We start from the raw sequence: 22,602 nt of genomic DNA on the forward strand, positions 1-22,602 counted from the left end.
TCAGCTTGCGAGCGGATATACGGGGGTCCGTCTCAAGTACTACGCGGTGCGCCGGCGGAGCACCGCGGCCAGGGTCCAGGCCGCCCGCTCCGCCTCGGCGAAGCGCGTGTAGAGCGGGGCGAAGCCGAAACGCAGCAGGTCAGGGGGGCGGTGGTCGCCGACGACGCCGCGCCGCAGCAGCTCGCCCATGACGGCGGCGGCGTCGTCGGCGGGGCAGGCGAGCGACACCTGGCCGCCCCGCTCGTGGTGCGCGGCGGGGGTGACGGGCACGGCGCGCCCGGCGGGGACGTACGCGTCGATGCAGGTGAGGAAGAAGTCGGTCAGGGCCAGGCTCTTGGTCCGGACGGCTGTCAGGCGGACGCCGTCCCAGACGTCGAGGGCGGCGTCCAGGGCGAGCAGGGACAGGATGTCGGGGGTGCCGCAGCGGGCGCGCGTGGCGCCGGGGGCGGGGGTGTGGTCGGCGGCCATGGCGAAGGGGTGGGCGTGGGAGTTCCAGCCGGGCAGGGGTGAGTCGAAGCGTTCCTGCAGGTCGCGGCGCACGTAGAGGAAGGCGGGCGCGCCGGGTCCGCCGTTGAGGTACTTGTACGTGCACCCGGCGGCGAGGTCCACGCCGTGGGCGTCGAGGCCGATGGGCAGGGCGCCGGCGCTGTGGCTGAGGTCCCACACCGTGTACGCCCCGGCGGCGTGCAGGGCGGCGGTGGTCGCGGGCAGGTCGTGGAGCCGGCCGGTGCGGTAGTCGACGTGGTTGACCAGGGCGGCGGCGGTGCGCGGCCCGGCGGCGTCCGGGATCCGGCCGGCCGGCACCGCGCGGAGCGTGCAGCCGGTCAGGCGGGCGGCGGAGCGGGCGATGTAGGCGTCGGTGGGGAAGGTGGTGGCGTCGACGAGGATCTCGTCGCGGGTCCGGTCGCCGTCGTGGAGGCGGACGGCGGCGATGACGGCCTTGAAGAGGTTGACGCTGGTGGAGTCGCCGACGACGACCTGGCCGGGGCCGGCGCCGGCCAGGGGCGCGATGCGCTCGCCGACGCGTTCGGGCGCGGTCCACCAGCCGGACTCGGTCCACGAGCGGATGCCGAGCCGCCCCCACTCGTGGCGCACGACGTGCGCGAGGCGCTCGGCAACGCCGTGCGGCAGGGCGCCGAGGGAGTTGCCGTCGAGGTAGGCGACGGCGTCGTCGACGGCGAACGCCGCGCGCAGGGCGCGCAGCGGGTCGGCCGCATCACGTGCGGCCGCCTCGCCGGCGAGCGGCCGGTCAGACACGGCTGCGGGCCGTCCACAGTTCGGGGAAGACGTGCCCTGCGGCGCGCTTCTCCAGCCAGGCGACCCCTGCCGAGCCGCCGCTGCCGGTCTTGGCGCCCATGGCGCGGCGGGTGGCGACGAGGTGGTCGTTGCGCCAGCGCCAGACGAGTTCGGCGACCTCGGTGAGGGCCTCGCCGAGGCGGCACTCGTCGCTGCCCTGGTCGCCGGCGTAGATGCGCTGCCAGACGTCCTCGACGGCGGGGTGGGCGGTGTAGCGCCGGGAGACGTCGCGTTCGAGGACGTCGGCGGGCACCGCGTGGCCGCGCCGGGCGAGCCAGTGCAGCACCTCGTCGTAGAGGCCGGGCCGGTGCAGGGCGGCTTCGAGTTCGGCGTGCACGCGCGGGGCGCCGCGGTAGGGCACGAGCAGGGCCGGGGACTTCTCGCCCAGCAGGAACTCCAGGCGCCGGTAGGTCGCGGACTGGAAGCCGGAGGCCTCGCCGAGGGCGGCGCGGTAGGAGTTGAACTGAGCGGGCGTCAGATGCGCGAGGGGGCGCCAGGAGTCGTTGAGCGACTGCAGCTCGTAGGTGGAGCGCCGCAGCGCGTCCATCGCGGTGGGCAGGTCGTCGGCGCGCAGGGCGCGGGCGGCGGTGGTCCATTCGTGGACGACGACGGTGAACCACAGCTCCATCACCTGCGTGGTGACGAGGAAGACCATCTCGCCGGGGTCGTCGGACAGCGGGTGCTGGAGGTTGGTGAGGATCTGGGCGCGGACGTAGTCCTCGTACGGCGTGGTGCCCTCGAACTCCAGCTGGGGGGCGGCGGGCAGGGCTGCGTGCAGCATGGCGTGCTCCTCGGCAACAGTTGCTCCCGGGTAGCGGTCCGCCCCTTCCGTCTCGTCCTGGAGCCCCGGTCCCCTGCGTGCATCGTGCGCCGCGGGCACCGCTCACGGCAAGAGGCGTGAGCGGTGCCCGGTCGCTGCCGCGGCGGCGCGCCTCAGCCGAGGATGTCGGCGGCCGTGGGGGAGCTGTCGCGCAGGAACGTGGAGCAGCGCTCGTACTCCTCCTGCTCGCCGATGGCCTGCGCGGCGCGCGCGAGGGCGTGCAGGGCGCGCAGGAAGCCGCGGTTGGGCTCGTGCTCGAACGGCACCGGGCCGTGGCCCTTCCAGCCGTTGCGGCGCAGCGCGTCCAGGCCGCGGTGGTAGCCGGTGCGGGCGTAGGCGTACGACTCGACGACCCGGCCGGCCTCGTACGCCTCGTCGGCGAGCTGCGCCCAGGCGAGCGAGGACGCGGGGTACTTGGCGGCGACGTCGGCGGGGGCGGTGCCGGAGGCGAGCAGCTCGCGCGGCTCGGGGTCGTCGGGCAGGTGGGTGGGGGGCGGCCCACCGAGCAGGTTCTCGTGAAGGGACATGCCCTCAGTCTGCCGCAGTCCGTCCCGGCTCCTCGCCCGGATCCAGCGGCGGCGCACCCACGCCGCAGTGGTAGGCGCACTCGGGGTGGCACGCCGCGCGCGGGGCGGGTTCGCGCACGGTCGCCCAGGCCAGCACCGACCCGGCCACCAGCGCGCCCGCGCACCACAGCATCGCCCGGTCGAACGCCGCGGAGAAGAGGGCGGGGTCCCGGTAGGCGTTCTCGCCCATGCCCGCCGCCAGCGGCAGCGCGGCCACCGCGACGAGCCCGGCGGCCCGGGCGGCGGCGTTGTTGATGCCGCTGGCCAGGCCGGCCCGGGCGACGTCGACGGAGGCCAGGACGGTCGCGGTGAGCGGCGCGACCAGCATCACCATGCCCAGGCCCAGCACGAGCAGCGCCGGCAGCACGTCGCGCCAGTAGACCGCGCCCGCCCCGACGCGGGTCATCAGCAGCAGCCCCACCGCGCACAGCAGCGGTCCGCAGGTCAGCGGCAGGCGCGGGCCCAGGCGCTGGCCGAGCCGCCCGGCCCGGGAGGACAGCAGCAGCATCAGCACGGTGGTGGGCAGCAGCGCCGTGCCGGCCACCAGCGCGGACCAGCCGACGACCACCTGCAGCTGGATGACGGCGAGGAAGAAGAAGCCGCTGAAGGCCGCGTAGACGAACAGCGTGACGGCGTTGACCGCGGAGAACATCCGAATCCGGAAGATCGACACCGGCAGCATGGGGTCGGCCCGCCGCCGCTCGACGACCACGAACGCCACCCCCAGCAGCACCCCGGCGACGGCCGGGACGATCACCGCGGGGGACGCCCCGTTGCCCGGTGCGGCGATCAGCGCGTAGGTCACGGCGCCGAGGGCGAGCGCCCCCAGGGCGGCGCCGGCGGCGTCGAAGCGGCCGTGGGCCCGGGGATCCCTGGTCTCCGGTACGTGGCGCAGGGCGAGGGGCACGCACACGGCGGCCACCGGCAGGTTGATCAGGAAGACCCAGCGCCAGCCGGGCCCGTCCACCAGCCAGCCGCCGACGAACGGCCCCACCGCCGCCGCCACGCCGCCGAGCCCGGACCAGGCGCCCACCGCGCCGGCCCGGTCGTCGGGGTGGAAGACGGACTGGATGAGGGCGAGCGAGCCGGGGGTGAGCAGCGCGCCGCCCACGCCCTGCAGGGCCCGGGCCGCGATGAGCACCCAGGCGCTGGGCGCCAGCCCGCACAGCAGCGAGGCGAGCGCGAACCACACGACGCCGAGCACGAACACGCGCCGCCGCCCGTACCGGTCGCCGAGCGCCCCGCCCAGCAGGATCAGCCCGGCGAGGGTGAGCATGTAGGCGTTGACGGTCCACTGCAGGGCGTCGAGGCCGACGCCGAAGTCGCGGCCGATGTGCGGCAGCGCGACGTTGACGACGGTGCTGTCCAGCAGGGCCATGCCCGATCCCAGGACGGCCGTGCCCAGCACGGCCCGCCCGGTGGGGGTGCCCAGGCGTACGGCGGGGCCCTCGGTGTGTCCTTCGGCGACGGCAACGGGGTCGCTCATGCCCCGATGGTCCCTCGGACGGCGGCAGGCGGCCACGCGAAGGGCCCGGCACCCCCTGGGTGCCGGGCCCGTGCGCGAGCCGGTGGTTACTTCAGCTTGGTGCCGGTGGAGCGCAGGTCGGCGCACGCCTTGGTGACGCGCTCGGCCATGCTCGCCTCGGCCAGCTTGCCCCAGGTGCGCGGGTCGTAGGCCTTCTTGTTGCCGACCTCGCCGTCGACCTTCAGCACGCCGTCGTAGTTGGCGAACATGTGGGCCGCGACGGGGCGGGTGAAGGCGTACTGGGTGTCGGTGTCGAGGTTCATCTTCACGACGCCGTTCTCCAGCGCGGTGCGGATCTCCTCCTGGGTGGAGCCGGAGCCGCCGTGGAAGACGAAGTCGAAGGGGTTGTCCTTGCCGAAGCGGGCGGCGACGCCCTCCTGCAGGTCCTTCAGCAGCTCGGGGCGGAGCACGACGTTGCCCGGCTTGTAGACGCCGTGGACGTTGCCGAAGGAGGCGGCCAGCAGGTAGCGGCCCTTCTCACCCAGGCCGAGGGCCTCGGCGGTGCGCACGGCGTCCTCGACGGTGGTGTAGAGCTCGTCGTTGATCTCGTGGGAGACGCCGTCCTCCTCGCCACCGGTCGGGGTGATCTCGACCTCGAGGATGATCTTGGCGGCGGCGGCCTTGGCCAGCAGCTCCTGGGCGATGGACAGGTTGTCGGCGAGGGTCTCGGCCGAACCGTCCCACATGTGCGACTGGAACAGCGGGTTCTCGCCCTTGGCGACGCGCTCGGCGGAGAGGTCGAGCAGCGGGCGGACGTAGCCGTCCAGCTTGTCCTTCGGGCAGTGGTCGGTGTGCAGGGCGATGTTGACCGGGTACTTCTTCGCCACGACGTGCGCGAACTCGGCCAGCGCCACCGCGCCGGAGACCATGTCCTTGCTGTACTGGCCGCCCAGGAACTCCGCGCCACCGGTGGAGATCTGGATGATGCCGTCGCTCTCCGCCTCGGCGAAACCGCGCAGGGCGGCGTGCAGAGTCTGCGTCGAGGTCACGTTGATGGCCGGGTAGGCGAACTTGCCTGCCTTCGCCCGGTCGAGCATCTCGTTGTAGACCTCGGGGGTTGCGATGGGCATCTGTCCGCTCCTTGGGGTGTTGCGGGTAAGGGGGCGACGGTCATCGTCGCCCCCATCTTCCCAGACTCCCTGAATTACTCCACATGAGGTCCGCCACGCTCATACGAGCGGACCCCTGTTTCACGTGAAACGTCAGCCGAGGTCCAGGTCGCCCAGGGTGTAGCCGGTGATGTAGCGCAGGCCGGCACCCTCGATGGCGGAGGAGGCGCCCCGGTCGACGATCGTCGCCACGGCCACGACCTCCGCGCCCGCCTCGCGCGCCGCCTCGACGGCGGTCAGCGGGGAGCCACCGGTGGTGGAGGTGTCCTCGACGACCAGGACCCGGCGGCCCTTGATGTCCGGGCCCTCGATACGGCGCTGCATGCCGTGCGTCTTCTGGGCCTTGCGGACCACGAACGCGTCCAGCTTGCGGCCGCGCGCGTGGGCGGCGTGCAGCATCGAGGCGGCGACCGGGTCGGCGCCGAGCGTGAGCCCGCCGACCGCGTCGAACTCCAGGTCGGCCGTGGCGTCCAGCATCACCTGACCGACCAGGGGGGCCGCCTCGGCGTCCAGGGTGATCCGGCGCAGGTCGATGTAGTAGTCGGCCTCCTTGCCGGAGGAGAGGGTCACCTTGCCGTGGATCACGGCCTTGTCCTTGATCTGCTGCAGCAGGGCGTCACGCACGTCGGTCATGGCCATGAGCTTAGGCCAGGGCCCGCCAGCTCCACGTCGTGGAGATCTCCAGCGGATCGATCGGCGTGACGAGCCGGGGGTGGGTGTTGAGGCCGTTCGGCGGACCGGACTGCGGCTCGACGCACACCGCCTCGGCCTGCTCGTCGTAGATCACCACCCACTCGGCCCGGCTGGCCACCGTCAGCTCCAGCACCCCGGGCCAGGTGAGCGTGACCTCCACGCCGTCCGGCATGGCGAAGCAGTCGTCCCACGGGCCCGGCCGGGGCTCGATCCGGCGGCCGGTGGGCAGATGGTCCTCGCCCCGCTCCTCCTGCCAGGCGGCGCTGAACGCGATCTCGGCGTCCTTGCCGGTGCCCAGATTGCGCAGGAACCACGGGTGCCAGCCGGCCTGCGCCGGGAAGGAGTCGCCGTACGTCTCCACGCCCAGGGTGAGCGTGAGGGAATCCTCGCCCAGCTCCACCATCTGGGTGACGCGGCCCGGGTACGGCCACGGGTCGGCGAGGTCATAGGTGAAGACGGCCGAGGTCTCGTCGGCACGGGCCGTGCGCCAGGGGTTGTCGCGCGCGGTGCCGTGAATGGCGTGCGGGCCGGAGTTGAGCGGCATCTGGTGGACGTCGCCGCCGTTGCGGAAACGGCCGTGGGCGGTGCGTCCGCACCAGGGGACCATGGGGAAGGAGCCGTAGCGCTCCCCCTGCCGGAGGAGCTCCGCTCCGTGGACGCGGAGGCTGCCGAGGCGGCAGCCGTTGGTGGGGTCGACGGTTACGGCGGCGTCGCCGCGGGCCAGATGAATGAGCGTCACGCCTTCGACGATAGGCGGTCGTCCTACCGCCTGCGGCGCAGCGCGCGCCCCACCACCACCGCTCCCGCGATGGCGATCGCCGCCGCCGGGGCGGCCCAGCGCAGGACCGCCGTGCCGGAGGCCGTCTCCGGGGCCGGCACCGGCGCGTAGCGCCCCCGCGGGGGTGCGTGGTCGACTTCCTCCGCGCTGCGGCCGATCATCGTCCGGCGCGCGTGCGCCGCCTCCGCCGGCGGCTCCTCGTCGTCGAGACCGCCGTCGAGGCCGCCGTCGAGCTCACCGTCGAGCTCACCGTCGAGTTCGGCGTCCTCGAAGGGCAGGTCCTCGTCCGGCGACGGTGCCGGCAGGTCCTCCTCCGGCTCACCGCCCGAGGGGTCCGCCTCGGACTCCTCGCGCAGCTCCTGTGACAGTTCCTCCGCCAGCGCCGCCGCGAAGCGGTCCAACAGGCGGCGGGCCGTCGACTCCACCGTCTTGGGGTCGAATTCGGTGAGGCGGCCGGCCGCACCGACCGAGCCGGTGCAGTTCAGCCGCGTACCGCCGGGCATCTCCTGCGGGTGCGCGCTGAGGGTGAGCGTCACTTTGCCGTTGCCCCGGGCCTCGGTGCCCTCGCCGCAGACCTCGTAGGAGCCGTCCCGCTCGGTCAGCCGCAGGGAACCGCGGTAGGTGATCGTGGACCCGCCGATGCGCAGCCGCAGCCGCCCTTCGAGTGCGGCGCCTGCCGACGCGTCCTGCTGCAGCCCCGGCACGCACCGGGCGACGCGCGCGGGGTCGGACAGGACCCGCCGCACCGCACCGACGGGATACGGAACGAACACCTCATGCTCCATGGCATGCGAGCCTACCCACCGGGATCCGCAGCGGCGCCGCCCCGGTCGAATCCGATCGAACTTTCCGTCGGAAGACGGTCAGTATCCGACCGTGAAGCGCTCACCCACGTGCTTCGGGTTCTCGATCTCGTCGACGAGGGCGACCGCGTAGTCCTCCGCGGAGATACGGCTGTTGCCCTCCGCGTCGACGACGAGGTCGTTGAGCGCGGTGCGGTACGTGCCGGTGCGCTCGCCGGGCTCGATGGTGCCCGCGGGGCTGATGTTGGTCCAGCGGACGTCCGTGATGCTGCGGTAGTAGGCGAGCGCGTCCCCGTGCGCGTGCATGATCTGCAGCAGGAAGCCGGGAATGCCCTCCTGCTCCCACACGAGCTTGCCGCTCGGGGTGCGCAGCGAGCCCGCGCCGCCCACGGCGATGATCCGCGGCGCGTCGGCGCCGAGCTGGCGTACGCCTGCGACGAGGGACTTCGCGGCGGGTTCGATGGTGGCGATGTGGCCGGGGCCGTCGCCGCCGCCGACGGCGCTGACGACGACGTCCTGGCCCCGGGCCGCGGCCGCCACGGAGACGGGGTCGAGGACGTCGCCGGCGACGACGGTGAGGGCCGGGTGCTGCTCGGCGAGCTTGGCCGGGTCACGGACGACGGCCGTGACCCGGTGACCGCGGTCCAGCGCCTCGCGCAGAATGCGGCTGCCGATCGTTCCGGTGGCGCCGAAAAGCGCGATCTTCGCCATGGGACCTCTCCTGGTTCATCGGTGAATCACTGTTGTTCTCCCCGACCACGCTAGGCACGCCAGGGGTGCGCAGCCAGGTAGGCTCGCGCCTGCTCATGGTGAAAAAACGACACGATGACCTGGTCGACCTCGCCTACGCCGCCCCGCCGGGCACCGCCGTCTCGCACGCGGCGGACGACCCCTTCCGCCCGGTGCTGTGGCATCCGCAGGGTGCCGCCGTCGAGCGGGGCTTCGCACACCGGCACCGGGTGGCCGACTACGCCCGGGAGCTCGGTTACGCACCGCGCACCCTGACCCGGGCGACGCAGGCGGCGGCCGGGGTCGGGGCCAAGGAGTTCATCGACCGGCGGATGATGCTGGAGGCCCAGCGGCTGCTGGCGCACAGCGAGCTGCCGGCCGTGCGGGTGGCGGAGCACCTGGGCTTCGAGGACGCGGCGAACTTCTCGAAGTTCTTCCAGCACCGGGCCGGCGTCTCCCCGGGCGCCTTCCGTGCCGCCCTGCGCCGGCACGACACCGGGTGAGCATCGGTTACCGAGTGAGCATCAGTTGTCGTACCGCGGGTGCATGAGGGTCGACGGCAGCAGGCCCGGCGGGCGGTGGGTGCAGGGCCGCAGGCCCGGGCCGTGCACGCCGACGGGCTCCCGGGCGGCGAGCACGAAGCCCCAGATCCGGGGCCGCTCCCCGGGCCCGGGCGGGCCGGCGGCGGTGTAGGGGGTGGTGTGCAGGCCCACGGAGCGCACGGTCTCGTCGACCGTCCACAGGGTGGGGGAGCCGGCGGCGTCGCCGGTGTCGCCGCCGTGGACGACGATGCGGCCGTCGGGCACGAGGGCCCGGCCCACCAGCCCGTAGAACTCCTGGGAGTACAGCTTGGTGCTGGGCGTCACGCCGGGCCCGGGCAGGTCGGAGACCACCACGTCGTACGGCCCGTCGCCGGCCCAGCGTCCTTCGCGCAGCCAGTCGAAGGGGTCGGCCGTCACGCAGTGGACGCGCCGGTCGTCGTACGCGCCGTGGTTGAGGGCGACGAGGTCGGGGTCGGTGCGGGCCAGGCGCAGCACCTCCGGGTCGCGCTCGACGACGGTGACGGAGGCGACGCCGGGGTGGCGCAGCACTTCGCGCACGGCCAGCCCGTCGCCGCCGCCGAGGACGAGGACGCGGTGGTGCGGCCCGGTCATGGCGGGGCGGACCAGCGCCTGGTGGTAGCGGGAGGCGTCGGTGCCGCTGACGCGCAGGTGGCCGTCGAGGAAGAGGGAGACCGGGCGGCCGCTGCCGCCCCCGCCGGTGAGCACGACCTCCTGGACCTCGGAGTGGACGGCCACGCGGACGTCGGCGCCGTAGACGGCGTGCCGGGCGGCGCGCTCGAAGGGGCCGCTGAGCAGGGAGCAGACGGCGAGCACCACCAGCACCAGGCCGTTGGCGGTGAGCAGGGCCCAGCGGGCGCGGGCGCTCAGGTCGCAGCGGAAGAGCCACAGCACCAGGGCGCCGCCCGCCACCGCGTTGACCGCCCCGGTGACCAGCGCGCCGGTGAGCTGGCCGAGGACGGGCAGCAGCAGGAAGGGGAAGGCGAGGCCGCCGACGAGCGCGCCGACGTAGTCGGCGGCGAACAGGTCGGCGACGGCGCCGCCGGCGTCCTGGCGGCGGATGCGCTGGATGAGGGTCATCAGCAGCGGCACCTCGGCGCCGATCAGGATGCCGATGGCCAGGGAGAAGGCGACCAGGGCGAGCCGGGCCTGGCCGTACCAGGCGAAGCAGGCGTACAGCGCCATGGCGGACAGGCCGCCGGTGAGCGCGAGGACGGCCTCGACGACGGCGAATCCGAAGGCGGCCCGGCGGCGCAGCCGCTTGGCGAGCAGGGAGCCGACGCCCATGGCGAAGACCATCACGGACAGCACGACGGACGCCTGGGTGACGGAGTCGCCGATCAAGTACGAGGCGAGGGCGACCAGTTCGAGCTCGTAGACCAGGCCGCAGGCCGCGCACACGAAGACGGTGGTCAGGACGGCGAGGCGGCCGAGCCCGGCCGGTACGGGCAGCCGCGCCGGTACCGGGCGCTGGTGGACCATGCGGTAACGCTACGTCACGAGCAAGCACCCACTTGTCACCCACAAGGGTTTAATGCGCGCCCCGGGCGCGACGCGGCCGTCTTTCGGCCGGCCGCCGCGGGGGCGTTGGTCACCGGATCTCACAGGGCGGCGGGCATGCGCACCCCCACCCGGGTCCTGGTGGCCACGAGTCTGCCTTCCTGCGGATAGGCGTGCCAGGTGCGCCAGCCGATCTGGCCGTCGCTGCGCTGGGCGAGGAGGGCGGTGAAGGCGTTGGGATCGCCGGGAAACGTTCCGGCCAGCCCGTGGGGGTGGTCGGCGACCAGGGCGAGCAGTTCCTGGGCGCGTCCGGTGAACGAGCAGCGCGTGAGCGTCTCCACGCGCGCCGCGAACTCGTACTCCCACGCCCCCACGCGCTTGGCGACCCCCAGCGGCAGGGGGGTCTGGCTGCCGGGTATGCAGGCGACCGTCTCGGAGCAGACGCCTGCCTCCTCGGTGAGTATGACCTGATGGGAGGCGCCGAGCAGGCGCAACTGGACGGTGGAGTCCGCCAGTTGCAGGTCGAGCACCGCCAGCGCGGGAAGGGGTTCCTTCCCCAGGCACCAGGCGAGGTCGGCGGCGCGGGTGTCGGTGTAGGTGGTCTTGAGGGTGGTGAGCATGGGTCGGCTCCGCGAGCGAGCAGTGGAGGGTGGGCCGGCCCGGTCCCGATGGACACCGGCGAGTGGTTCCGCCGCGGTGTCCCGTCGAGGTGCGCCGGCTCATGCCCACATTTGAGGTCCTCGGCTCCGTTCCGGTGGAGGGATCCTTGTACCTCCGCGAGCCCGGGGAATCCGGGGAGGTGCTCTCAACGTGGCTCTGAATGAAAGGGAATCACGAGTGCAGCGGTGCCCACAGCAGTTTTACCCATCATCTGCAAGTTTCCATCCACGCGAGGGCCATACAGTTCAAATGTTCAACAGACCGGCGCACACACGTTCACGGGAATGGCGTTCAGACCGCGTTCACGAGCTTCTCGACCGCCGCGACCACTGACTTCTCCTGCTTGCAGAAGGAGAAACGCACCCAGTGGGCCGGGGCGCCCGGGCGCAATTGGAAGGCGGACGTGGGAATTGCCACCACCCCGGCGCGCGTGGGGAGTTCACGGCAGAATTGCACGCCGTCCGTGTACCCCCACGCGCGGATGTCGGCCTGGACGAAATAGCCCGCCTCCGCCCGGTAGGGCCGCAGCCCGGCCCGGTCGAGCCCCTCGGTCAGCAGGTCGCGGTTACGGCGCAGGGTTTCCCTGAGCTCCCCCGCCCACGCCTCCACGCCCCCCAGGGCCCGCGCGAGCGCCTCCTGGTACGGCGTGCCCGAGGCGTAGGTGAGGAACTGCTTCGCCGCCGCCACCGCACCGACCAGCGGCGCCGGGCCGCACACCCAACCGACCTTCCAGCCGGTGACGTTGAAGGTCTTGCCGGCCGAGGAGACGGTGATCGTGCGCTCCCGCATGCCCGGCAGCGCGGCGATGGTGCGGTGCACGCCACCGTCGTAGACCAGGTGCTCGTACACCTCGTCCGTCACCACCACCAGGTCGTGCTCCTGGCACACCTGCGCGATCGTCTCCAGCTCCGCGGCGGTGAAGACCTTGCCCGTGGGGTTGTGCGGGGTGTTGAGCACCAGCACGCGCGTACGGGCGGTGACGGCGCCGCGCAGGGCGTCCGCGTCCAGCACGAAGCGCTCGCCGTCCTCCGCGAGCGGCACGGGCACCAGGCGCGCCCCCGCGAAGCGGGCCACGGCCGGATAGGCGTCGTAGCAGGGGTCGAAGGCGAGCACCTCGTCGCCGGGATCGCACAGCGCGAGCAGGCACGCCGCCAGCGCCTCGGTGGCCCCGGTGGTCACCAGCACCTCGCCCTGGGGCGCGTAGTCCAGCCCGTAGCGCCGGTGCTGGTGTGCGGCCACCGCCTCGCGCAGGGCGGGGAAGCCGTACGCGGGCGGGTACTGGTTGGCGCCGGCGAGCACCGCGTCGGCCACGTCGCGCAGCAGGACCGCGGGCGCGTCCAGTTCGGGCACGCCCTGGCCCAGGTTGACCGCCCCGGTGCTCCTGGCCAGCTCCGTCATCTCCGTGAAGACCGACACCCCCGTGCCCTGCACCCGCTGCGCCGCGCGGGCCCGCGCGCCCCTGCCCGTACCGCTTCCGGCCGTCGTCATGCCCACTCCCCTGGATCGTCCGGTCACCGGCCGTCGGGGATCGCCCGGGCCGGCGTCGTCGGGATCACCATAGGCGGGCCCGCCCGCGCGCCCCAGGGGTCGCCGCAGCACACGGGCCGCGGGGCGCGGGGCGCGACACGCCCGGGTGCCGCCGAGCGGGTGGAAGGGGCACCGCTTACGGGCGTTTCCCGGTCGCGCGCGCGAGGCGCGCGCGACATGGTCGGTATGCCCGGATCGTCACGTCAGCAGCCCCCCGCATCGCACCGGAGGTGCCCCCGTGTCCGCCGACGCCGCCGCGCCCGTACGGGCTCCGGAGCCGCGCCGCGCCCCGGAGGAGCGCCGCCCGCGCAGGGACCGGGTGCTCCTGGCCTTCGACCGGGCCCTGCCCGCGCTCGGGCTGTACGCGGTGGTGCGGATGACCGGCACCATCGCCATGGCCGCCTGGGCCCTGTGGATCGGCAAGCACCCGCGCACGCTGCTGGGCCACCTGTGGGACGGCATCTGGTACGCGGGCATCGCCCGGCACGGCTACGGCCTGGTCGTGCCCTCCCCCACCAGCAAGGGCGTCGTCTTCAACGACCTCGCCTTCTTCCCCCTCTTCCCCGGCCTCGTGCGGGCCCTGACAACCGTGCTGCCGATCACGCCCGTCACCGCCGGGCTGCTGGTCTCCGGGGTCTCGGCGCTGGCCGCCGCTTGGGGGCTGTACGCGGTGGGCGAGCACCTGTACGGGCGCCGGGTGGCCACCGCGCTGGTGCTGCTGTGGGGGCTGCTGCCGCACGCCATCGTGCAGACGATGGCCTACACCGAGTCGCTGATGACCGCGCTCGCCGCCTGGGCGCTGTACGCGGTGCTCACCGGGCGCAGACTGGCGGCCGGCGTGCTGGCCCTGGCCGCGGGGCTGTCGCGGCCCAACGGGGTCGCCGTGGCCGCGGCCGTGTGCACCGCCGCCGCGCTCGCCCTGTGGCGCGATCCGCGCGCCCGCACCGACGTACGGCTGTGGGCGGGGGCACTGCTGGCGCCCCTGGGCTGGGCCGGATACGTGCTGTGGGCGGGCCTGCGCTCGGGGCACGGGGTGCTGGGCTACTTCGAGGTGCAGCGGCTGTGGGGTTCGCGTTTCGACTTCGGCCAGAACGCCTTCGGCTTCGTGCGGCACCTGATCGTCGGGCGGGACTCCCTGGCGTACTACGCCACGCTGCTGATCCTGGTCGTGGCGCTGTTCGCGCTGGTGCTGCTGGCCCTGGACCGGCCGCCGGCCGCCCTGCTGGTGTACGTGCTGGTGCTCGTCGTCATCGCGGTCGGCGGCTCCAGCTACTTCGCCTCCAAGCCGCGCTTTTTGCTGCCGGCGTTCCCGCTGCTGCTGCCGGCCGCGCTGGCCATGGCGAGAGCCCGGCCGCGCACCGCCGCCCTGGCGACGGCCGCGCTGGCCGGGCTGTCGTTCTTCTACGGGACGTACCTGCTGACGGTCGCCAGGGTCCCGATGTGAAGCGGGTCCCGATCCGAGGCAGGTCCCGGTGTGAAGCAGGTCCCGATGGGAAGAGCGGGGCTCAGGCCTCGTCGTCCGGCTTGTCGTCGCCGGACTCGAAGTCGGCCTCCAGGCCGAGCTGCTCCGCGAGCCACTTGTCGAACTCGATCGAGGCGCGCACCCAGCTGACCGTGCTGGAGACGAAGTGCTCCAGCGCCACGCCGACGCCGATCAGCATCTGCGCCTCGCCGATCAGGCGGACGGTGCCGTCGTCGTGGGTGTGGGTGTAGACCTTCGGCCACAGGGTGCGACGGTTCCAGTCGTCGACGACCTCGAGGATCTTGCCCTTCTCCTCGATGGCGTGCGGACGGTCGTAGAACGTGCGCACGGAGAAGACCTGCTGCTCCGCCTCGCCGCGGAACATGAAGTACGTGCGGAACTGCTCCCACGGAGCGGCGAGGTCGCCCTCCTCGTCCACCACGTACTTCAGCTCCATCTGCTCGAGGAGCTGCTTGATCAGGTCCTGGTCGGGGATGACGGGGCCGGTCGGGCCCGCCTCAGGCTGCGGTTCGGGCTGGCCCCCGAAATTCGGAATCGAGGACGGGTCGATGCTCACCGTTAAATTCCCTTCGTACGGTCTCCCGCCATCCTCCCCCATCACGGGCGGGCGCTGGTACCCCCGCCTCGCCGTATGTCACAGGCTTTTCGCCGCGGCCTCCTGACGTGCGGCGGCGCGGACGGGGGTGACGGTGAGCTCCTTCCCGCCGTCCGCCACCGAAACCCCCACCGTGTCGCCGTCGCGCACCTCGCCCGCGAGGATCGCCCGGGCCAGCCGGTCGCCGATGGCCGTCTGCACCAGGCGGCGCAGCGGACGGGCGCCGTAGCTGAGGTCCGGCGCGGCGCCGGCCTCCTCCGGCTGCCCCAACCGGGCCAGCCAGCGCAGGGCGTCGGCGTCGACGTCGAGGGTGAGCCGACGGTCGGCCAGGCGTCGCTGCAGGTGACCGATCTGGATCTCGGCGATGCGCTCCAGCTGCCCGGTGCCCAGCGGGTGGAAGACGACCGTGTCGTCGAGGCGGTTGAGGAACTCGGGGCGGAAGGAGGCGCGGACGGTCTCCAGCACCTTCTCCTTCTTCTGCTCCTCGCTCAGCAGCGGGTCCACCAGGAAGACCGAGCCGAGGTTGGAGGTGAGGATGAGGATGGTGTTGCGGAAGTCGACCGTCCGTCCCTGGCCGTCCGTGAGCCGCCCGTCGTCGAGCACCTGCAGCAGGATGTCGAAGACCTCGTGGTGGGCCTTCTCCACCTCGTCCAGCAGGATCACGCTGTACGGCCGGCGGCGCACCGCCTCCGTGAGCTGGCCGCCCTCCTCGTAGCCGACGTAGCCGGGCGGGGCACCGACCAGGCGGGCCACCGAGTGCTTCTCGCCGTACTCGCTCATGTCGATGCGGACCATGGCCCGCTCGTCGTCGAAGAGGAAGTCGGCCAGCGCCTTGGCCAGCTCCGTCTTGCCCACGCCGGTCGGGCCCAGGAAGAGGAACGAGCCGGTGGGCCGGTCGGGGTCGGCGATGCCGGCCCGGCTGCGCCGCACGGCGTCCGAGACCGCCCGGACGGCCTCCGCCTGCCCGATCAGCCGCTTGCCGAGCTCCTCCTCCATGCGCAGCAGCTTCTGCGTCTCGCCCTCCAGCAGGCGGCCGGCCGGAATGCCCGTCCAGGAGCCGACGACGTCCGCGATGTCGTCCGGGCCGACCTCCTCCTTGACCATCAGGTCCTTCTCGGCGGCCTCCTGCTCGGCCTCCGCCTCGGCCCGCGCGGCCTCCTCCAGCTCCCGCTCGACGCCGGGGATCTCCCCGTAGAGCACCTTGGAGGCGGTGTCGAAGTCGCCGTCGCGCTGGGCGCGCTCGGCCTGCACCCGCAGGTCGTCCAGGCGCTCCTTGAGCTCACCGACCCGGTTGAGGGACTGCTTCTCCTTCTCCCAGCGGGCGGTCAGCCCCCGCAGCTCCTCCTCCTTGTCGGCCAGGTCGCGGCGCAGCTTGGCCAGGCGCTCCTTGCTGGCCTCGTCCGACTCGTTGTTCAGCGCCAGCTCCTCCATCTTCAGCCGGTCGACCGCGCGCTGGAGCTCGTCGATCTCCACGGGCGAGGAGTCGATCTCCATGCGCAGCCGGGAGGCGGCCTCGTCGACCAGGTCGATGGCCTTGTCCGGCAGGAAGCGGGAGGTGATGTAGCGGTCGGACAGGGTCGCCGCGGCGACCAGCGCCGAGTCGGCGATCTGCACCTTGTGGTGCGCCTCGTAGCGGCCCTTGAGGCCGCGCAGGATGGCGATGGTGTCCTCGACGGACGGCTCTGCGACCAGTACTTGCTGGAAGCGGCGCTCCAGCGCCGGGTCCTTCTCGATGCGCTCGCGGTACTCGTCGAGCGTCGTCGCGCCGACCATGCGCAGCTCGCCGCGCGCCAGCATGGGCTTGAGCATGTTGCCCGCGTCCATGGCCGAATCGCCGCCGGCACCCGCGCCGACCACGGTGTGCAGCTCGTCGATGAACGTGATGATCCGGCCCTCGCTGGCCTTGATCTCGGCCAGGACCGTCTTCAGCCGCTCCTCGAACTCGCCGCGGTACTTCGCGCCCGCCACCATCGCGCCCAGGTCGAGGGCGACCAGGCGCTTGTTGCGCAGCGACTCGGGGACGTCGCCCTTGACTATCCGCTGGGCCAGGCCCTCCACGACGGCGGTCTTGCCGACGCCCGGCTCACCGATGAGCACGGGGTTGTTCTTGGTGCGCCGGGAGAGCACCTGCACGACACGGCGGATCTCGTGATCGCGCCCGATGACGGGATCGAGCCTGCCCTCGCGCGCCGCGGCCGTGAAGTCCGTGCCGAACTTCTCCAGCGCCTTGTACGTGCCCTCCGGATCGGGCGTGGTCACCCGCTGCCCGCCGCGCACCTTCTCGAACGCCTCCAGCAGCCGGGCGGCCGATGCGCCCTGGCGCGCCAGCAGCTCCCCGGTGGCCCCGCCCTTCGCGGCCAGGCCCATCAGCAGGTGCTCGGTGGAGATGTACTCGTCGCCCAGGTCCCGGGCGCGGTCGGCGGCGTCCGCCAGCGCGGCCAGCAGCTCGCGATTGGGCTGCGGCGGCGCCACGGTCGACCCCTGCACGCTCGGCAGGCCCGCCAGCAGCCGCTCGGCACCCGACCGCAGCGCGGCCGCGTCCGCCTCGACGGCGGCCAGCAGATCCATCACGTTCTCGTTGTCCCGGCCGGCCAGCAGCGCCAGCAGCAGATGCGCCGGCGTCATGTCGGCGTGGCCCGCCGTGACGGCCCGGTCGTTGGCGGCGCTGAGCGCCTCCCGGCTCTTGTTCGTCAGCTCGGCATCCACGGCCTGCGCTCCTCCTCCTGTCCGAACGGCAGCATTGCTTGGAGCAACGTGCGATAAGTTGAGTCTATTCCACTCAACCCGACAGAGGCAGCCCCCTCACCCGAAAAGTGCAGCGCACACCCGGACGGGCGCGCCCCTCGGCGCGGCCGCCCCTGACCTAACCTGGCCGCATGGCCCTCGACCTCGACGCCCTCGACGCCGCCTACCTCAGCTTCTGGCAGGAGCGGCACGTGTGCACGCTGACCACCCTGCGCCCCGACGGCTCCCCGCACGTCGTCCCGGTCGGCGTCACCTTCGACCCGGCCACCCGCACCGCCCGGGTCATCTGCAACAAGAGCAGCCGCAAGGTCGCCAACGTCCAGGCCGCCGGCCCCGCCGGCGCCCGCGTCGCCGTGGCCCAGCACCAGGGCAGGCGCTGGGCCACGCTGGAGGGCCGCGCGATCGTCCGCACGGAGGCGGACGCGGTGGACGACGCGGTACGCCGCTACGCGGAGCGCTACGGCCGAGTCCCCTCCCCCAACCCGGACCGGGTCCTCATAGAAATCACCGTCACCCGAGCCCTGGGCCGCGGCTGACGACCTGCGCCGTCAGGGGCGCGGGGTGCCGCGCGACGAAGACCTGCCCGACGGACAGGCAGCGCCCCGTAGGGGCGCGGGCCAGTGCCGATCTGCGGCTGCCGCCGCGTGGGCGCGATCAGCCACCGACGGCCTGCAGCCGACACCGCACCTGCGGGCGCATCGTGGCCTGTCGCGCAGTTCCCCGCGCCCCTATAGGGCGCCGTGGGTGCCGCGCGACAAAGACCTGTCCGGCGGACAGGCAGCGCCCCGTAGGGGCGCGGGGAACTGCGCGATCAGCCACTGACGGCCTGCAGTCGGGCGAAGCGCCGCAGGGGCTAGTTGTCCAGGACGCGGCGGGTCAGGTGGGTGAGGGTCACGCCGTTGGGGAAGGCCGTGCGTTCGGCGACGTCGAAGACCGTCGGGTCGAAGGCACCGTCGAAGGCCGGGATCCCGTCGCCGGCGACGACCGGATACGTCTTGATCACCAGTTCGTCGATCTCGGGCAGCAGCGCACCCGCCAGCTTGCCGCCGCCGCAGAGCCAGATGCCCAGCTCCGTCCCCTCCTCCCGCTTGAGCTCGCGCACGAGCGCGAGCGGATCGCCCGGCACGACCGTGACGGCCGGGTCGATGTCGGCCTGCAGCGTGCTGGAGACGACGTACTGGCGCAGGTGCGCGTACGGGCTCGTCATGCCCGCGTCCAAGCCGGGGCGGTACGCACCCAGGCCCATCAGGACGGTGTCGAAGTGCCGGTTGGGCGCGTCGGCCACGCCGAACGCGGCACGGAAGGCGGTCGGCACGGTCTCGGGGTACAGCGTGTTGATCCAGGCGGAGTAGGCGGCTGCCTGCTTCTCGTCGCCCTGGGGGAAGAAGTCGTACTCACCGCCGGGGCCGGCGATGCGCCCGTCGAGGGTGACGGCGACGTAGTAGACGAGCTTGCGCATACCTTGACCACTCCTTGCGTAGTACTCTGACTGAAGTGATCAGAACCGTAGTACTACATCTGGAGTGGTGTCAATGGTGAGAAGGAACGACGAGCGACGCGCCGCCCTCGTCGACGCTGCAATCGAGGTACTGGCCGCCGAAGGCGCGCGCGGCCTGACGTTCCGGGCGGTCGACACCGCCGCCGGCGTGCCCACCGGCACCGCCTCCAACTACTTCGCCAACCGCGACGACCTGCTCACCCAGGCCGGCGCCCGCGTCTACGAACGCCTCCGGCCCGACGAGGCCACGATCATCCGCCAGCGGACCGCCGGCCGCGACCGCGAGACGTACGCGCAGCTCATGCGCGAACTCGTCGGCCGCATCGCGGCCTTCCGCACCGGCTACCTCGCCCTGCTCGAACTGCGCCTGGAGGCCACCCGCCGCCCCGAGCTGCGCAAGGTCCTCACCGAGCGCGTCCGCGCCGACATCGACGCCAACCTCGCCTACCACGAGTCCTCCGGCCTGCCCGGCGACGCCACGGCCGTCAAACTCCTCATCCTCGCCCTGAACTGGCTGATCGTGGAGCAGCTCACCCTGCCGGACGTCTTCACCGAGGAGGAGCGGGAGCAGCTGGTGACGGCGGCGGTGGAGCGGATCGTCCCCACCGAATGAACACCACCGGGCCCGGGACGGTTGCGCGCAACCGCTCCGGGCCCCCTGCGCCCCGTCAGGGGCGCGGCACTAGCAGGGCTTGCCGCTTCCCCCGCCGGGAAGGAGCGTGTCCTTCACCCACCCCATCTGCGAGCCGCCCTTCTTGCGCAGATGCGTCCAGCTGCCCTCGCTGTTCGTCAACGTGTAGCAGTGGTAGTAGACGTGGTCGTCGCGGTCGAGCTGGAACAGCACTCTGCACGGGCCGCCGTCGGAGGTGGCATGGGGACCGGAGCGCACGTTGACGTCCGTCCGATCGATCTTCGCTTCGCCGTCGTCCTGGTCGGACCACGCATGGGAGCAACCGAACAGGGCGAGCTCCGGCGGCAGCCCCTGCGACGCCCCCGAGGCGTGCGCCACAGGGCCGAGAGCAAGGCCCGAGCCCAGAACTGCCGCACCGGCGAGAGCCGCGAGCCACGCTGATCTGCACATGCTCGTTCCCCTTTCCGTCGGGATACCGCGAGTCTGGCAACCAGCCGCCCACGCGCGGCACTTGTGTGCGCCTGAACGCACACTCCCTGCTCACAGGCCCGGCCCCAAGGAGACCCAGATGCTCCGCATCCACTTCACCGGCGACGACCTCGCCCGCACGACACTCGCCGAGCACCCCGACCCGCTCTGGGAGGTGTCCATCAGCCTGCACCGGCTCCAGCGCCGCGACAGCGGCATCCTCTTCGCTCCCTGGCGACGCGACGTCCTGCGCCGCCTCCCCACGGCAGCCACGCGCATGCTCTCCCCCGTCGCCCCCGCCAAGGGTTACTGCCTCGACTTCCTCACCCCGGCCCCATCGGGCGGCAGCCTCGCCGCCGGCCTCGACCTGCTGCGCTCCACGGAGCGCAGCGCCATCCGCCGCGACCTGCAGGAGTTCCACCGGCAGCACCCCGGACGCCGCTTACCCGCCTGGTGCGCCCACTTGGCCGACGGCACGGAGACCCTCGGGCGCCTGACCGACGCCGTGAAGACCTACTTCGACGCCTGCCTGGCCCCCCACTGGCAGCGCATCGGCAAGGAGATCCGGCAGGACCGCGCCCGCCGCTCCGCACTGCTCGCCACCGGCGGCTGGGAAGCGGTGTTCACCTCCCTGCACCCCACGGCACGCTGGAACCCTCCCGTACTGGAACTGGACTACCCCGACGACCGCGACGTCCACCTCGAAGGGCGCGGCCTCGTCCTGCAACCGTCCTTCTTCTGCCGCTACCAGGCCACCACCGTCGTCGCCCAGGACATGGCCCCCGTCCTGGTCCACCCCATCGACCACGACCCCGGCTGGGCCTCCGGCGGCGCACCGACGGCCCTGTCCGCCCTGCTGGGACCGGTACGGGCCCGACTGCTGCAGGAGAGCGCCCACGGCCCCGCCACCACCGGCGAACTGGCCCGCCGCACGGGCACCACCGCCCCCAACGCGAGCCGGCACCTGGGCACCCTGCGCGAAGCGGGCCTGATCCACAGCAGTCGCCACCGCAACGCGGTTCTGCACGCGACAACGGCGCTCGGCACCGCCCTCCTCAACGGCGCCACCCCCCACGTACGCGCCTAGCGGCGCCGTGCCCCGCAGGGGCGCGGGGAACGGCCGCGCCAAGCCACGACGCGCCCGCGGATGAGGACCGTGCCTCGACTGCAGGCCGTCCGTGGCCGACCGCGCAGTTCCCCGCGCCCCTACAGGGCACCCCCAGCCGCGTCCCGCAGTTCGACGCCACGCAGCACCACAGCGCCCCCCAGGGGCGCGAGGAACGGCGCGAGAAACCACGACGCACCCGCAGATGGGGACCGTGCCTCGGCTACAGGCCGCCAGTGGCCGACCGCGCAGTTCCCCGCGCCCCTACGGGGCGCTCAGCCGCCCGCCTTTGGCGGCGCGTACGAGGGCCGCCAGCGTGGCGGGGGCAGTGGTTATGACGACCCCGGGGTCGTCGCTCTCGCGCAGCGCGCGCATGCTGTCCAGCGCGGCCAGCTCCACGCAGGAGTTGTCCGGGCCGGTGCCCGACAGCGAACTCTTCTGCCACATCAGGGGATTCACGACAGCACCTCTTAACGCTCGTGGGCAATGCTCCGGACGAAGTCTCGACTCGCCTCGACTCCGAGGGCCAACCGATCAACCGTCCGCAAGACGGTGCGGTAGCGTTCGAGCTCTTCCTGGGCATCGAGGAACACGCTGCCGTGCACTTCGTCGATCTGCACGGTGTCGAGCCGGGGGACCACTCCCGCCATGTATTGCATCGCGTAGCCCATGCAGACGAAACCCTCGGCCGAGAACGGCACCACCCTCACAGTCAGGCCGGGGCGTTCCGACCTCGCTGCGATCAGCTCCAGCTGCTGGCGCACGACATTGCGATCGCCAACCTTCATGCGCAGCGCCGCCTCATGGATGAACGCCCTGTAGGGAGACGGATCCTCACGATCGAGCACCTCTTGGCGTCGCATCCGAAAGTCGACGATCGCGTCAAGGTTGCTGGGTCTGGCCTCCTGCGGCATGTACGAGAAGATCGCCCGGGTGTATGCCTCGGTTTGCAGGAGTCCAGGGATGTGAACAATCTGCAGCCCGTCGATCCCACTGGCGTGCCACTCCAAGGCGGCTAGATCCAGCGATCGCTGCGGCAGCAGCCCTTGGTACTTCTCCCACCAGCCACGCTCCTGGCGCCCCGTCAACTCCGCCAGCGCATCGATGTAGGCACTGTCGTTGCAACCGTAATGCGTCGCGAACTTCCGCAGCCGCTCCTCGCTCACACCGAGGCGGCCGATCTCGATGTGACTCATCCGCATGGGCGTTACGCCCAGCTGCGCGGCGGCCTCGCGGGCGGTCAGGCCCGCGCGCTCGCGCATCTTGCGCAACTCGGCACCGAGGCGCGCCTGTCGCGCGGTGGGGTTGTTCCTGGGCGGCATGGGGCCAGTCTCGCTGCTGCGAACGGCGTGACGCCATGCCGTGCCCCGATGGGGCGAACTTCGGCGACTCCGTTGCAGCGGGGCTACATAGCCCCCTACGTTGAGTCGCGTGCCGCACACGCAGCGGCACCGTTCCGGCTCGCGGAAGTGCACCGGGCTGCCCCGAAACGCGGCAGGGACCGGCAATGA

At 72.7% G+C, this 22,602-nt stretch carries 22 protein-coding genes and 1 pseudogene; 5 read left to right on the forward strand and 18 right to left on the reverse strand.

The genetic code is table 11. The annotated features are described in order from the left end of the window. Positions 1-39: 39 nt before the first annotated feature. The 9 genes from kynU to AC27L3_RS07605 all read right to left on the reverse strand — a co-directional run bounded on the left by kynU (position 40) and on the right by AC27L3_RS07605 (position 8,301). Positions 40-1,257, reverse strand: a complete 1,218-nt coding sequence (kynU, locus tag AC27L3_RS07565; RefSeq protein WP_487233225.1) for a kynureninase — start codon at positions 1,255-1,257, stop codon at positions 40-42. After that, positions 1,250-2,077, reverse strand: coding sequence for a tryptophan 2,3-dioxygenase family protein (locus tag AC27L3_RS07570; RefSeq protein ID WP_487233226.1), 828 nt, complete (start codon positions 2,075-2,077; stop codon positions 1,250-1,252). Before AC27L3_RS07570 ends, kynU begins: the two co-directional genes overlap by 8 nt. A gap of 152 nt (positions 2,078-2,229) precedes the next feature. Further along, complete coding sequence (locus AC27L3_RS07575) at positions 2,230-2,643, reverse strand: DUF3151 domain-containing protein (protein ID WP_344438624.1); 414 nt, start codon at positions 2,641-2,643, stop codon at positions 2,230-2,232. 4 nt (positions 2,644-2,647) lie between these two features. Then, positions 2,648-4,168, reverse strand: a complete 1,521-nt coding sequence (locus tag AC27L3_RS07580; protein ID WP_487233227.1) for an MFS transporter — start codon at positions 4,166-4,168, stop codon at positions 2,648-2,650. A gap of 86 nt (positions 4,169-4,254) precedes the next feature. After that, positions 4,255-5,277 (reverse strand): class II fructose-bisphosphate aldolase, encoded by a 1,023-nt coding sequence (fbaA, locus tag AC27L3_RS07585; protein WP_487233228.1) that lies wholly within the window; start codon positions 5,275-5,277, stop codon positions 4,255-4,257. Positions 5,278-5,409: 132 nt separating this feature from the next. Then, the gene (gene pyrE, locus AC27L3_RS07590) at positions 5,410-5,955 is read right to left on the reverse strand and encodes an orotate phosphoribosyltransferase (RefSeq protein WP_487233229.1); all 546 of its coding nucleotides are present in this window, start codon (positions 5,953-5,955) and stop codon (positions 5,410-5,412) included. Positions 5,956-5,959: 4 nt separating this feature from the next. Next, positions 5,960-6,739 (reverse strand): aldose epimerase family protein, encoded by a 780-nt coding sequence (locus AC27L3_RS07595; protein WP_487233505.1) that lies wholly within the window; start codon positions 6,737-6,739, stop codon positions 5,960-5,962. A 32-nt stretch (positions 6,740-6,771) separates the two neighbouring features. Continuing rightward, positions 6,772-7,572 (reverse strand): SRPBCC domain-containing protein, encoded by an 801-nt coding sequence (locus AC27L3_RS07600; protein WP_487233230.1) that lies wholly within the window; start codon positions 7,570-7,572, stop codon positions 6,772-6,774. Positions 7,573-7,650: 78 nt separating this feature from the next. Further along, positions 7,651-8,301, reverse strand: coding sequence for an NAD(P)-dependent oxidoreductase (locus AC27L3_RS07605; protein WP_487233231.1), 651 nt, complete (start codon positions 8,299-8,301; stop codon positions 7,651-7,653). Positions 8,302-8,516: 215 nt separating this feature from the next. On the opposite strand from AC27L3_RS07605, the pseudogene AC27L3_RS07610 reads away from it, so the two are divergent. After that, positions 8,517-8,822, forward strand: a pseudogene (locus AC27L3_RS07610) (helix-turn-helix transcriptional regulator); the annotation flags it as partial. 21 nt (positions 8,823-8,843) lie between these two features. Here AC27L3_RS07610 and AC27L3_RS07615 read toward each other — a convergent pair. From AC27L3_RS07615 to AC27L3_RS07625, 3 genes are all read right to left on the reverse strand, one after another. Then, the gene (locus AC27L3_RS07615; protein WP_487233232.1) at positions 8,844-10,361 is read right to left on the reverse strand and encodes a polyamine aminopropyltransferase; all 1,518 of its coding nucleotides are present in this window, start codon (positions 10,359-10,361) and stop codon (positions 8,844-8,846) included. Positions 10,362-10,480: 119 nt separating this feature from the next. Next, positions 10,481-10,999, reverse strand: a complete 519-nt coding sequence (locus AC27L3_RS07620) for a DUF2617 family protein (RefSeq protein WP_487233233.1) — start codon at positions 10,997-10,999, stop codon at positions 10,481-10,483. A gap of 331 nt (positions 11,000-11,330) precedes the next feature. Next, the gene (locus AC27L3_RS07625; protein WP_487233234.1) at positions 11,331-12,527 is read right to left on the reverse strand and encodes an aminotransferase class I/II-fold pyridoxal phosphate-dependent enzyme; all 1,197 of its coding nucleotides are present in this window, start codon (positions 12,525-12,527) and stop codon (positions 11,331-11,333) included. Positions 12,528-12,804: 277 nt separating this feature from the next. On the opposite strand from AC27L3_RS07625, the gene AC27L3_RS07630 reads away from it, so the two are divergent. Further along, the gene (locus tag AC27L3_RS07630; RefSeq protein WP_487233235.1) at positions 12,805-14,010 is read left to right on the forward strand and encodes a hypothetical protein; all 1,206 of its coding nucleotides are present in this window, start codon (positions 12,805-12,807) and stop codon (positions 14,008-14,010) included. A 61-nt stretch (positions 14,011-14,071) separates the two neighbouring features. Here AC27L3_RS07630 and AC27L3_RS07635 read toward each other — a convergent pair whose 3' ends face one another. After that, positions 14,072-14,605: a YbjN domain-containing protein gene (locus AC27L3_RS07635; RefSeq protein ID WP_487233236.1), complete on the reverse strand. Its 534-nt coding sequence runs from the start codon at positions 14,603-14,605 to the stop codon at positions 14,072-14,074. 78 nt (positions 14,606-14,683) lie between these two features. After that, a complete protein-coding gene (clpB, locus tag AC27L3_RS07640) occupies positions 14,684-17,350 on the reverse strand; it encodes an ATP-dependent chaperone ClpB (RefSeq protein WP_487233237.1) in 2,667 nt (888 codons plus the stop codon). Positions 17,351-17,520: 170 nt separating this feature from the next. On the opposite strand from clpB, the gene AC27L3_RS07645 reads away from it, so the two are divergent. Beyond that, positions 17,521-17,925, forward strand: a complete 405-nt coding sequence (locus tag AC27L3_RS07645; protein ID WP_487233238.1) for a pyridoxamine 5'-phosphate oxidase family protein — start codon at positions 17,521-17,523, stop codon at positions 17,923-17,925. 317 nt (positions 17,926-18,242) lie between these two features. Here the strand turns inward: AC27L3_RS07645 and AC27L3_RS07650 are convergent, their stop codons facing one another. Further along, a complete protein-coding gene (locus AC27L3_RS07650) occupies positions 18,243-18,848 on the reverse strand; it encodes a dihydrofolate reductase family protein (RefSeq protein WP_487233239.1) in 606 nt (201 codons plus the stop codon). Positions 18,849-18,921: 73 nt separating this feature from the next. Here AC27L3_RS07650 and AC27L3_RS07655 point away from each other — a divergent pair, with 73 nt between their 5' ends. After that, on the forward strand, positions 18,922-19,500 hold the full coding sequence (locus AC27L3_RS07655) for a TetR/AcrR family transcriptional regulator (protein ID WP_487233240.1): 579 nt from the start codon (positions 18,922-18,924) through the stop codon (positions 19,498-19,500). Positions 19,501-19,569: 69 nt separating this feature from the next. Here the strand turns inward: AC27L3_RS07655 and AC27L3_RS07660 are convergent, their stop codons facing one another. Beyond that, positions 19,570-19,968 (reverse strand): SH3 domain-containing protein, encoded by a 399-nt coding sequence (locus AC27L3_RS07660; RefSeq protein ID WP_487233241.1) that lies wholly within the window; start codon positions 19,966-19,968, stop codon positions 19,570-19,572. Between the two features lie 118 nt (positions 19,969-20,086). Here AC27L3_RS07660 and AC27L3_RS07665 point away from each other — a divergent pair, with 118 nt between their 5' ends. Further along, positions 20,087-21,073, forward strand: coding sequence for an ArsR/SmtB family transcription factor (locus tag AC27L3_RS07665; protein WP_487233242.1), 987 nt, complete (start codon positions 20,087-20,089; stop codon positions 21,071-21,073). A gap of 282 nt (positions 21,074-21,355) precedes the next feature. Here the strand turns inward: AC27L3_RS07665 and AC27L3_RS07670 are convergent, their stop codons facing one another. Continuing rightward, positions 21,356-21,550 carry a DUF397 domain-containing protein gene (locus tag AC27L3_RS07670; protein ID WP_487233243.1) on the reverse strand — a complete coding sequence of 65 codons (195 nt, stop codon included), beginning with the start codon at positions 21,548-21,550 and terminating at the stop codon, positions 21,356-21,358. An 11-nt stretch (positions 21,551-21,561) separates the two neighbouring features. Continuing rightward, positions 21,562-22,413, reverse strand: a complete 852-nt coding sequence (locus AC27L3_RS07675) for a helix-turn-helix domain-containing protein (RefSeq protein ID WP_487233244.1) — start codon at positions 22,411-22,413, stop codon at positions 21,562-21,564. Positions 22,414-22,602: the final 189 nt, after the last annotated feature.

Source organism: Streptomyces sp. PKA51 (assembly GCF_057552455.1).

Coding starts and splice junctions, on each gene's coding strand:
- AC27L3_RS07665 (WP_487233242.1), top strand. CDS start 20,087: ATGCTCCGCATCCACTTCACCGGCGACGACCTCGCCCGCACGACACTC.
- AC27L3_RS07580 (WP_487233227.1), bottom strand. CDS start 4,168: ATGAGCGACCCCGTTGCCGTCGCCGAAGGACACACCGAGGGCCCCGCC.
- pyrE (WP_487233229.1), bottom strand. CDS start 5,955: ATGGCCATGACCGACGTGCGTGACGCCCTGCTGCAGCAGATCAAGGAC.
- AC27L3_RS07675 (WP_487233244.1), bottom strand. CDS start 22,413: ATGCCGCCCAGGAACAACCCCACCGCGCGACAGGCGCGCCTCGGTGCC.
- AC27L3_RS07605 (WP_487233231.1), bottom strand. CDS start 8,301: ATGGCGAAGATCGCGCTTTTCGGCGCCACCGGAACGATCGGCAGCCGC.
- AC27L3_RS07620 (WP_487233233.1), bottom strand. CDS start 10,999: ATGCTCACCACCCTCAAGACCACCTACACCGACACCCGCGCCGCCGAC.
- AC27L3_RS07655 (WP_487233240.1), top strand. CDS start 18,922: ATGGTGAGAAGGAACGACGAGCGACGCGCCGCCCTCGTCGACGCTGCA.
- fbaA (WP_487233228.1), bottom strand. CDS start 5,277: ATGCCCATCGCAACCCCCGAGGTCTACAACGAGATGCTCGACCGGGCG.
- AC27L3_RS07645 (WP_487233238.1), top strand. CDS start 17,521: ATGGCCCTCGACCTCGACGCCCTCGACGCCGCCTACCTCAGCTTCTGG.
- AC27L3_RS07650 (WP_487233239.1), bottom strand. CDS start 18,848: ATGCGCAAGCTCGTCTACTACGTCGCCGTCACCCTCGACGGGCGCATC.
- AC27L3_RS07600 (WP_487233230.1), bottom strand. CDS start 7,572: ATGGAGCATGAGGTGTTCGTTCCGTATCCCGTCGGTGCGGTGCGGCGG.
- AC27L3_RS07660 (WP_487233241.1), bottom strand. CDS start 19,968: ATGTGCAGATCAGCGTGGCTCGCGGCTCTCGCCGGTGCGGCAGTTCTG.
- AC27L3_RS07625 (WP_487233234.1), bottom strand. CDS start 12,527: ATGACGACGGCCGGAAGCGGTACGGGCAGGGGCGCGCGGGCCCGCGCG.
- AC27L3_RS07575 (WP_344438624.1), bottom strand. CDS start 2,643: ATGTCCCTTCACGAGAACCTGCTCGGTGGGCCGCCCCCCACCCACCTG.
- AC27L3_RS07615 (WP_487233232.1), bottom strand. CDS start 10,361: ATGGTCCACCAGCGCCCGGTACCGGCGCGGCTGCCCGTACCGGCCGGG.
- AC27L3_RS07570 (WP_487233226.1), bottom strand. CDS start 2,077: ATGCTGCACGCAGCCCTGCCCGCCGCCCCCCAGCTGGAGTTCGAGGGC.